The 9,737-nt window shown below is 69.1% G+C and carries 10 protein-coding genes; all 10 read left to right on the top strand.

The features are described from left to right. Positions 1–1,600 (top strand): phage tail sheath protein (locus FMQ63_RS36145; protein ID WP_141277001.1); only part of this gene is annotated, 1,600 nt, incomplete at its 5' end. Continuing rightward, positions 1,554–2,282 (top strand): phage tail sheath family protein, encoded by a 729-nt coding sequence (locus FMQ63_RS36140; protein ID WP_011551954.1) that lies wholly within the window; start codon positions 1,554–1,556, stop codon positions 2,280–2,282. The genes FMQ63_RS36145 and FMQ63_RS36140, both read left to right, overlap by 47 nt. 10 nt (positions 2,283–2,292) lie before the next feature. After that, positions 2,293–2,754: a phage tail protein gene (locus FMQ63_RS36135; protein WP_011551953.1), complete on the top strand. Its 462-nt coding sequence runs from the start codon at positions 2,293–2,295 to the stop codon at positions 2,752–2,754. 544 nt (positions 2,755–3,298) lie between these two features. Further along, positions 3,299–4,072 carry a hypothetical protein gene (locus tag FMQ63_RS36130; protein ID WP_011551952.1) on the top strand — a complete coding sequence of 258 codons (774 nt, stop codon included), beginning with the start codon at positions 3,299–3,301 and terminating at the stop codon, positions 4,070–4,072. Continuing rightward, positions 4,069–4,260 (top strand): hypothetical protein, encoded by a 192-nt coding sequence (locus tag FMQ63_RS36125; RefSeq protein WP_011551951.1) that lies wholly within the window; start codon positions 4,069–4,071, stop codon positions 4,258–4,260. The genes FMQ63_RS36130 and FMQ63_RS36125 overlap by 4 nt, the downstream gene beginning before the upstream one ends. A 3-nt stretch (positions 4,261–4,263) precedes the next feature. Next, positions 4,264–6,957, top strand: coding sequence for a phage tail tape measure protein (locus FMQ63_RS36120; RefSeq protein ID WP_011551950.1), 2,694 nt, complete (start codon positions 4,264–4,266; stop codon positions 6,955–6,957). 15 nt (positions 6,958–6,972) lie between these two features. After that, entirely contained in the window at positions 6,973–7,485 is a 513-nt protein-coding gene (locus FMQ63_RS36115) for a hypothetical protein (RefSeq protein ID WP_011551949.1), read from the top strand. Continuing rightward, entirely contained in the window at positions 7,485–7,826 is a 342-nt protein-coding gene (locus FMQ63_RS36110) for a hypothetical protein (protein WP_011551948.1), read from the top strand. Before FMQ63_RS36115 ends, FMQ63_RS36110 begins: the two co-directional genes overlap by 1 nt. Next, entirely contained in the window at positions 7,823–9,106 is a 1,284-nt protein-coding gene (locus FMQ63_RS36105) for a phage late control D family protein (RefSeq protein ID WP_011551947.1), read from the top strand. The genes FMQ63_RS36110 and FMQ63_RS36105 overlap by 4 nt, the downstream gene beginning before the upstream one ends. 10 nt (positions 9,107–9,116) lie before the next feature. Then, on the top strand, positions 9,117–9,695 hold the full coding sequence (locus FMQ63_RS36100) for a phage baseplate assembly protein V (RefSeq protein WP_011551946.1): 579 nt from the start codon (positions 9,117–9,119) through the stop codon (positions 9,693–9,695). Positions 9,696–9,737 lie beyond the last annotated feature (42 nt).

Below are 9,737 nucleotides of genomic sequence, written 5' to 3'. Positions count from 1 at the left end.
CTCCATCCCTCCTCCCCGCGTCGGAAGCGTCCGCGCGCGTGTCCCGGAAGAAGCGAGGTGCCTCGTGAGTCGTGCGCTGCTGTCGTCGAAAATCGTGGTTGAGGAGGAGGAGCCGCGCGTCCGCGGCATTCCCTCCGCGCCCACCTCCGTGGCGGGTGCCGTGGGCCTGGCGGAGCGCGGCCCCATCGGCCAGGCCGTGCTGTGCACTTCCTTCGAGGAGTACCAGGCCACCTTCGGAGGCTTCACCCCGGACTCGGACCTCGCCCTCGCCGCCATGGGCTTCTTCGAGCAGGGCGGCAGCCACCTCTGGGCGGTGCGCACCGTCCACTACGAGGACGTCTCCAACCCCGAGTCGCACACGGCCACGCGTGCGGCGGCGGCCCTCACCACGGGCGGCGGGCCCACGCCCGCTGTCGTGCGTGGCACCCTGCGGCCCCCCTTCACCCTGGCCGACGGCCAGCGCCTGGAGGTGTCCGTCAACGGCGCCGAAGCGGTGGACGTCATCTTCTCCGGCGCAGCGGCTTCCGTCTCTGCGGGGCGCCCTGGGCCCTATGCCCTCACCGCCGGCCAGGCGCTCCGCGTGCGCGTCGACGCCGGGCGGGACGTCTTCATCCCATTCCTCGAGGAGTCCTTCGGCGACATCGCCCAGGCCACCGCCCAGGAGGTCGCCGCCGTCCTCAACGCCGGACTCGTTGGGGGTCGCGCCCTCGTTGAGGACGGTGTGCTGAGAATCGCCAGCGACACCCAAGGCGCCGCCAGCCGCCTGGAGGTGGACGACGAGGTGGCTGGCGACGTCTTCGGCTTCCCCGGCGGCCCGCAGGTGGGCAGCGGCAACGTCCAGAGTCTGCGCGCCGTCGAGTTGGCGGAGGTGCGTGCTCTCGTCGAGGCAGCGGTGGCGGGCGTCCGCGTGGCACCCTCTTCTCTTGGGACGCTGCAGGTGCGCACCCAGTCCACGGGCCCTGGCGCGTCCTTGCGTGTACAGGGAGACGCGGGCCCCGGCCTCGGACTGGACGCGCTGCTGCACACGGGCGACGCATCCGGTGCCATCGACGTCCTCCATCTGGAGGCCAAGGATGCGGGCGCTTACGCCAACCGCATCGAGGTGGAGGTGCGCCCCGCGACGGCTGGCGCGCCCGACACCTTTGACGTCCTCGTCCTTGAGGACGGCGCCTACCGCGAGTCCTTCCCCAACCTCTCCTCGGCCGAGGACGACGCGCGCTACGCCGAGCGCGTCCTCAATGACGAGCGCACCGGGAGCAGCTACGTCCGGGCCTTCATGGTGCAACCCGGCGCCCTCCCTGACGAGCAGACGGTGGCACTCACAGGCGGCACCGACGGCCTCGTCGGCCTCAACGACACGGACTTCATCGGCTCGGAGGCCGGCGGGAGCGGTCTTTTACGCGCTCGACGAAGTGCAGGACCTCACGCTTCTCCTGGTCCCCGGCCGGGCCACGCCAGCCGTGCACAACGCCATGGTGCGCTACTGCGAGGTGGCGAGAAACGGATTGGTGTTCGCCATTCTCGACTCGCCCGCGGGCTACAGGGCGGCGGACATGGTTTCCTACGTCTCGCAGGAGGCGGCTCTCGAAGGCCTCTCTGAGCACGCGGCCCTCTACTGGCCCCGCGTGAAGGTGCTCAACCCCGCCCGCGGCGTCTTCGGCAACGTGGAGCAGCTCGTCGTCCCGCCCTCTGGAATCATCGCCGGCGTCTTCGCGCGCAACGACGCCGCGCGCCCCGGCGGTGTGTATGAGGCTCCCGCGGGCATCGAAGCCGGGCGCATGTTCGGTGTCCTCGGCTTCGAGTCCAAGGAGTGCCTCGACGAGAAGAAGCGGGACATCGTCTACCCCCGCCGCATCAACCCGCTCACCACGGGGCCCGGCCTGCCGCGCTTCATTGACGGCAGCCGCACGCTGAAGGCGGGCGGCAACTTCCCCTACGTCGCCGAGCGCCGGGGCGTGTCCTTCATCGAGCGCAGTCTCAAGTCGGGCCTGCAATTCGCCCGGCACCGCAACAACACGGAAGGGCTGCGCGCCCAGGTGCGGCGCTCCATCGCCACCTTCCTCCTCGCGCAGATGAAGAACGGGGCCTTCCGCAGCCAGGAGCCCGCCAAGGCCTACTTCGTCGACGTCTCGGACGCCCTCAACCCGCCGTCCGTCGTCTTCGCCGGAAAGCTGGTGGCGCGCATCGGGCTCGCCACCAACAAACCGGCCGAATTCATCGTCCTGCGCATCGCCCAGGACACCCGCGCCCTCGAAGCCGAGCTGGCTTCGGCGGGCCTGTGAGGAGCACCCCATGGCCATCATCGGACAGCCGCGCAGCTTCCATAAGCGTTTCAAGTTCCTCTGTGAGGCTGACGGCCTCGGGCACTCAGGTTTTCAAAAATGCTCCGAGCTGTCCGTCGAGGTCGCCAACGTCCAATACTTCGAGGGCGGCAGCCTCATCCCCAACAAGTCGCCGGGGCGCCTCACCTTCTCCGACGTCACCCTGGAGAGAGGCGCCACGCAGGACCACCAGCTCTTCGACTGGTTCCAGGACGTCGTCCACACCACCAGCGGCCTGGGCCTGCCAGACAGCCTCTACAAGCGCAACCTCGACATCGTCCAGCAAGACAGAGACGGCACCACGCTGCGTCGGTGGAGCCTCTCCCGCGCCTGGCCGGTGAAGTTCGTCGCGGGCGAGTGGGACAACGAGTCCGATGAAAATGTCATCGAAAGCGTCACCCTCACCTACGATTCCTTCGAGCTGGCCAAGTAGGACTCAGCCAGCGACGTAGCACCCGTGGGCCTTGCACGCGGGTGGGCGGTTCCCATTCAGAGGCAGCGCCACATCCGCCCGCGAATTCAACAAGCCTCAGCGGGCACGGAGACGATATCCACAACTGTCAACGTGCGCCGTGTTTCGTCCCACTCGCAGATGATGTCCAGCGGCCCTGGGGCCAACCGAAGCCGAGTGGCGGTGGTGCCTCCTGACGAGCGCTGCACGCGTCCTTCCCTCGCAAGGAGGGCGACGGCCTCCTGCACGACAACGAATGTGCCTTGCGGCATGCGCCCCACCTGCCCCCATGCCTGAGGGCTGAACACCACTCGGCATGAGAGTTTCGAGGTATGGGGCATGGCGGTTGCACTTCATTAGCCACGAGGCGGACCATCGGCTCAACTTTCCACCGTTATTGAGCTACTGAAGGTGTCCTCTGTGTGGCCAAGCCAACACGCGCAGGCACCACCGTCGTCAAATGAAACGCGCTTGAGGATGTCCCCGATTTGTCGCCCGAGGCCTTTGTCCTTCCCGGAGGAAGGACATGGCGGACATCATCTCATGCCCCTCGGGGCTGACGGGCCGCATTCGCGGCATGCGAGTGCGGGAGGAGCGCGTCCTCGCGGATAGGAAGCTGGCGAAGAGCGGCGGCCAGGTGGATGAGCTGCTCTCCGCGTGCTGGGAGGAGATGCAGGAGGCAGGCCCCTACGCCTTCGCCGACGGAAAGGTGGATTGGGGCCAAGTGCTTCAGGGGGACCGCTTCTACGCGCTCCTCCAGGTGCGCGTCCTCACTTACGGCCCCGAGTACGCCTTCGCCGTCCCCTGTCAGAGTGCAGCCTGCCGAGCCCGCATCGACTGGGAGCTGGACCTGACGCAGTTGCCGGTGCGCGTCCTCTCGGACGCCAGCCGCGCCTCCTTCGTCGCCGGCAACCGCTTCGAGACGACGCTGCCGGACGCCGGCACGCGCGTGCGCTTCAAGCTGCTGACGGGTGAGGACGAGCGGCGCCTGCCTCAGCTCCAGCGCGCGGCCCCCGAGAAGCTGCTGTCCTCCGTCCTCGCCTACCGGATACTGGACGTCGACGGAGTGGATGCGCGCGACAAGCGCCGCTTCCTCGAGGACCTCTCGCTGCGCGACGCCGACTTCCTCGTCGACGAGTTTGACGCCGTCGACTGCGGCGTGGACACCACCCTCGAAGTCGAGTGCGCCCAGTGCTTCATGCGACAGGAGGTGGAGCTCCCTTTCGACCGGGGCTTCTTCCTTCCGGGGACTCAGCGGACGGCGAGGCGTCGGGAGCGCACCACCTCTTCCCGCGAGTGACGCTAGAGACGTGGCGCGAGGGCCTCTTCCAACTGTGCTGGCACCAGCACGGAGGCAGCGGCCTCGCAGCTCCCCTCGGTGACGCGCTGGAGCTGCCCACCTCGGACAGGGACTGGCTCCTGGAGCGCATGGGCCAGCAGCGCGCCCAGGAGGCCAAGGCGCTGGAGAAGGCCGCGAAGCGGAGGTAGCGCATGCTCAACAACCTCGGCCTGGGCTTCGTCTTCACGGCGCGGGACTTGGCCTCTGGCACCTTTCAGGGCGTGGAGCGCAACTTCATGAGCCTCGACAGGCGCGTGGGGTTGGGCACGGCGCGCATTGAGGGCGCCTTCGAGCGGCTCGGCGTCGCCATGGCCCTCTTCTCGGCGGGCGCCGTCACCCTTGGCGCGTCGCTGTCCCTGGCCAACACCGCCGGTCAATTCGAGCAGGCCGTGGCGGGCGTGGGTGCCGTCTCTGGCGCCTCGGCCGAGGTCCTCGGGCAGCTCCGTGACGCGGCCATCAAGGCAAGCCTCGCCACGCAATTCACCCCCACCGAGTCCGTGCTGGGCCTTCGCGAACTCACCCAGGCCGGCTTCACCGCCGCTGAGTCCATGGATTTGCTGCTGCCGGTGCTGGACCTGGCGGGTGGCTCGTTGGGAGAGCTGACGCCCCAGGGCGCAGCGGGCCTCGCGTCGCAAGCGATGAAGGCCTTCGGCATCTCCACCGACAAGGCCGCCATCTCCGTCGACCAGATGCTCCAAGCCGTCAACGTCTTCGCCCTCAGCGCGAATGAGCTGCCCCTCGCCCTCGGCACCGCCGCGCGTGGTGCACAGGCCCTCAATCAATCCCTGCCCGAGACACTCATCGCATTGGGGTTGGTGAAGAATGTCGTCCCCGGCGTGGAGAGAGCATCCACCGCCGTGGCCGTGGCCATGGAGCGCATGGCGGACCCGCAAGTGCAAGAGCACCTGCGCGGCCTGGGCGTTGCCGTCACCGACTCCAAAGGCAACTTCCTCTCCTTCCTCGGCATCCTCGACGAGCTGGCACCGGCCCTCGAACGCATGACGGCGGCGCAGCGCTCCGCCTTCCTGCTGAAGGCCTTCGGCCGCGAGGCGCTCGGCGGCGTGAATGCCATCCTCACGCAGTTCACCAACGGAATCCGCAAGGACACCGGAGAGATTGTCCGCGGCGCAGATGCCCTCAAGCACCTGCGCGATGAGTTCGAGAACGCGGGCGGCACGGCCACGAAGTTCCGTGAGCAGATGCTGGACACGTTTCAGGGCCAGAAGACGCTGCTCGCCGGCAACCTGGAGACGCTCGCCATCGTCCTCGGAGAGCCCTTCGGCCAGGTGCTGAAACCCTTCGTCACCCTCGTCGCCAGCGCGGTGCAGCAGGTGCTGGGTGTCTTCCAGTCCCTGCCCGGTCCGGTGAAGCGAGCCTTCGCAGCCTTCGCGCTCGGAGCTGGCGGACTGCTTACTCTCGTCGGCGCTGTCATCTCCGCGAAGGTGGGCCTGGCGCTGCTGGTGGTGGGCCTCAAGGTGCTGGGCCTCACGCTGGGCAGCCTCCTGGCCACGGTGCTGCCAGCGGTAGCCGCTGTCGTCCTGCTGGGCGTCGCCGTAGCCGGCCTCGCCTACGCCTTCCGTCACAACCTCGGGGGGCTGGGAGACTTCGTCCGGCGTGTGCAGGAGCAGGTGACGCTCGCCTTCCGCGGCCTCGTCCAGCTCTTCGAGGACGGAGGCTTCTCCGGCGCGGTGCGGGAGGAGCTGGGCCGGGCCGAGAATTCCGGGCTGAAGGACTTCCTCATCAACCTCTACCTGTGGGCACACCGCGTCCACAGCTTCTTCTCCGGCCTGGCCGACGGCTTCTCCTCCGGACTCGAAGCCGCGCGCCCCACCCTCGACGCCTTCCAGGCGACGCTAGGGCGGGTGGGCGAAGCGCTGGGCTTCCTCTCCGAGAGGGACGACGCGGCCACCGCCGCCGCGAAGTTCGCCGCTTTCGGCGACGCGGGGGCCACGGTGGGCCGCGCCCTCGCCCGCGTCTTCGACTTCGTCGTCAGGGGCCTGACGGCCGCCGCGGAAGTGGTGGAGGGCCTGGCGGGGCAGTGGGGCTACATGAAGGCCGGCGTCGACGTCCTCCTGGGCAGCCTGGCGCACCTGGGCCGCGTCCTCGCCGGGGCCCTCTCGGGCCTCTTGGGCACCAACTCCGCCTTGCAGCAGGGCAGCAGTGGGTGGGCGCTCATGGGACAAGCCATTGGGTTTGCCATCGGCAACATCACCACCGTCGTGGGCGTGCTGGTGTCCGCCGTCTCCCTCGCAGTGTCCGTGGTGGGAGGCATCCTCAACGCGGCCCTGGCGGCCTTCTCCGGCATCGTCGACGTCTTCTGGGGCGTGGTGTTGACGCTCAGTGGCATCCTCACCGGCGACTGGGCCGAGGCGTGGACGGGGATGAAGCTCGTCGTCTTCGGCGTGGTGGACGCCATCTCCGGCGTCCTCCTGGAATTGGTGGGCGCCATCCTCGGCGTCGTGGACGCCGTGGCGAGCCTCTTCGGCACGGACACCGGCCTCCAGCAGGCCCTGCGGTCAGCTCGGCTGGGCCTCCATCGGGACTTGTCCGTCGCCTTCGGCCTCGAGGACGCCACCGGCAGCGCCGCCACACCTGTGACTGCCGTCTCCGCGGCCTCGCCCACCTCGCCGGTGGACTGGCCACTGGAGTCCTCGTCCATGCCGGCGGTGGCGGCCCTCCAGGCCTCGCTGCCCCAGTCCGAGGTGCTCTCCTCGCAGCCTGCCTCGACTCCTGCCGCGCCCGTCCTCGTCAGCTTGCAGGTGGACGGCGAGGTGCTGGCCCAGGCCACGGCGCGCGCCGAGAGGGACGCCGCCTCCCGCAGCTTCTCCCCCATGCCGGCGTACTGAAAGGCGGGATTCCACGTGTCCATCGCTGCCGGCCTCGCCCGTCCTCCTCGCTGCGTGCTGGTGAATGTCCTCACCGGCGAGGCCATGGAGTGCCTCTTCAACCCCACGCAGTTGGTGGAGAAGCTCCAGGTGAATTGGAACCGCCTCGCGGTGCCCGGCCTCTCTCACCAGGTGCTCCAGTTTCAGGGCACCTCCAATCGGCAGCTCGCGGGCGTGGAGTTCTACCTCGACGCCTTCTTCGCCACGCAGCAGGCCGACGCCTCCAACATCATGGCGTTCCGCGGCTTCCTGCGCGCGCTCACCGTGCCCCCGGCGGGCACCGAGGGTGTGCTGGCAACGGCACCACCGCGCGTCCTCGTCCTCTGGCCTGGCCTCCTCACCGTGGAGTGCGTCGTCGCCAGCGTGGAGTTCCATTACCGCCAGCTCGCCGTCGACGGACGCGTCCTCGTCTACACCGCCACCGTCACCTTCGAGGAGGTGCTCGACACCCGCGTCACCTCCGAGCAACTGCGCCAGGAGGTGCCGTAGTGGCCCCTCACGCCGGCAGCCGCTACTCCTTCTCCCTCGGCCTCCGGGACGAGGCCGGCCACCTCTTCCTCAGCGAGAGAGTCCCCTACGGCTTCCAGCCGCACGCGGACACGCGCATCCACCTCGTTGCCCAGGGCGACTCTCTCTGGGGGCTGGCCGGCCGCTACTTCGCGCCCCTCCCGCGCGCCTGCGGCTTCTGGTGGGCGATTGCGGACTACCAACCGGAGCCCATCATCGACGCGACGCTGGAGCTGGAGGCTGGGCGGCGCCTCTTCATCCCCTCGCTGCGCGTCCTCACCGACGTCATCCTCAGCGAGCAGCGGCGGAGGGCCAGCGAATGACGCGGCCCCTCGACAGGAGCGCGCCTGGCGTGCGCCTCACGCTGCTGGCACACGAGAAGGCCCGCGGCGGCGAGCCCCTCTCTCTTGAGGGCCGAGTCCTCGGCCTCACCTTCGAGGACTCCGCGACGAAGGCCGACAAGCTGTCCCTCCAGTTGGACAACTTCGACTTGTCCCTCTTCGACCGAGCTGAGCTCGTGGGCGGCGCGGTGCTGGAGGTGTCCTGGGGCTACCCGGGGCTCATGGCGCCGCCTCGGCGGGTGGTGGTGAAGAGGCTGAAGGGCTTTCAGGTGCTGACCATCGAGGGCCAGGCGCTCAGCGTCCTCATGCACCGCGAAGCGAAGACGCGCACCTGGAAGGGCAAGACGCGCGCCCAGGTGGTGCGTGAGGTGGCCGCCGAGTACGGCTATGAGGAGGACTCCATCCACGTCGAGGACACCGGAGAGTCCTTCGACACCATCCACCAGGCCGGGGAGACGGACGCGAGGCTCCTCCGGCGCCTGGCCGCGCGGGAGGAGTTCGAGTTCCACGTCGACGATAGGGGCCTCACCTTCGGCCCGCGCAACCAGGCCGCCGCGCCCACCCAGGTGCTGTGGTGGTACGCCGACGCGGGCCGCGGCGACATCCTCTCCGTCAACGTCGAGTCGGAGCTGGGCCGTCGAGTGGGCCAGGTGGGCGTCCGTGGCCGGGACGCCATGGCCAAGGCAACCATCGAAGTCCAGGCGAGCAGTGCCACCGTGGAGCGCACCACCCTCGCGGACTTTCTCGAGGTGGTGGAGAAGCGCACGGGCACCACGTCGCTGCAGCTCCGCAACAGCACCACCAACGTCCAGCCCACCTCGGCATCGACACCTGCCCAAGCCCAGCGCGAGTCCGAGGCCCGCTTCCGACGCGCGGAAGCCGGCACGGTGAAGCTGTCCCTCCAGGTGGTGGGCAATCCCAGCTTGCGCGCGAAGTCCGTCGTGGAGGTGCGCGGCATCTCCAGCTTCCTGTCCGGCCGGTACTACGTCACCGAGGCGAAGCACGTCCTCTCCTCCTCCGGCTACACCACGGACTTGAAGCTGTCGCGCGACGGCACCGGCCGCCGGCAGCAAGCCAGCCCCGAGAAGCAGGGCCAGCCCCAGGGCGGACAGCCCAACACCAGTGCGCCCGAGACGACTGGGGCGCTGAAGGAAGTGGAGGCATTCGAGAGGGACACCGGCACCCGGTACATCGAGTACCGCCGTGACGGGCAGCCCATCGGTGTCGAGGACCCCGAAGCCGGAATGAGTCTCCCCAGGTAGCGAGCCCACCATGAGCAGCTTCGACGACGACCTCCTCGCCCACGACACGCGCCTGCTCGGCATGTACGTGGGCTACGTCACCCAGCGCGAGGACGAGGCGCAGCTCGGCCGCGTCCGCGTGTGCATCCCCGGTGTCCTCGAGCCCGAGTCCGCCTGGGCCTGGCCTCTGGGCACCTCCGGCGGTGGCGCCAAGGACACGGGCTTCTTCGCCGTCCCCGAGGTGGGCGCAGAGGTCGCTGTCTTCTTCAACCAGGGCGACGTCGACGCCCCCTACTACCTCAGCGCGCACTGGGGGCGGCCCGGCGGTCAGAGCGAGGTGCCCGAAGAAGCCCAGGTGTCTCCGCCCGACAACCGCGTCCTCGCCACGCCCACCTTCCGCGTCGAGTTGGACGAGTCCGCAGGCCACCGCAAGCTGAAGCTCACCAACCGGAAGACGGGCGACTGCCTCACCTTCGACGCAGAGGAGAACACCGTCACCCTGGAGGCCACCACCGCCCTCACCCTGCGCGCGGTGGGAGCTATCTCTCTGGAAGCGGCCCAAGTCACCATCGCTGGCCGCGTAGTGCGCCCCATCGCCGAGCCGATTTGAGGAAGCCCATGGCGCTGCCCATCTGCATCCACATCCCCCCGC

This window comes from Myxococcus sp. CA005 (genome assembly GCF_006518205.1).
Lineage (GTDB): Bacteria > Myxococcota > Myxococcia > Myxococcales > Myxococcaceae > Myxococcus > Myxococcus xanthus.
This window is presented reverse-complemented; position numbering and strand designations above follow the sequence as displayed.

Excerpts from the sequence above, each read along its gene's own strand:
- FMQ63_RS36100 (WP_011551946.1), top strand. The coding sequence starts at position 9,117 with ATGAGCAGCTTCGACGACGACCTCCTCGCCCACGACACGCGCCTGCTC.
- FMQ63_RS36140 (WP_011551954.1), top strand. The coding sequence starts at position 1,554 with ATGGTTTCCTACGTCTCGCAGGAGGCGGCTCTCGAAGGCCTCTCTGAG.
- FMQ63_RS36105 (WP_011551947.1), top strand. The coding sequence starts at position 7,823 with ATGACGCGGCCCCTCGACAGGAGCGCGCCTGGCGTGCGCCTCACGCTG.
- FMQ63_RS36120 (WP_011551950.1), top strand. The coding sequence starts at position 4,264 with ATGCTCAACAACCTCGGCCTGGGCTTCGTCTTCACGGCGCGGGACTTG.
- FMQ63_RS36135 (WP_011551953.1), top strand. The coding sequence starts at position 2,293 with ATGGCCATCATCGGACAGCCGCGCAGCTTCCATAAGCGTTTCAAGTTC.
- FMQ63_RS36130 (WP_011551952.1), top strand. The coding sequence starts at position 3,299 with ATGGCGGACATCATCTCATGCCCCTCGGGGCTGACGGGCCGCATTCGC.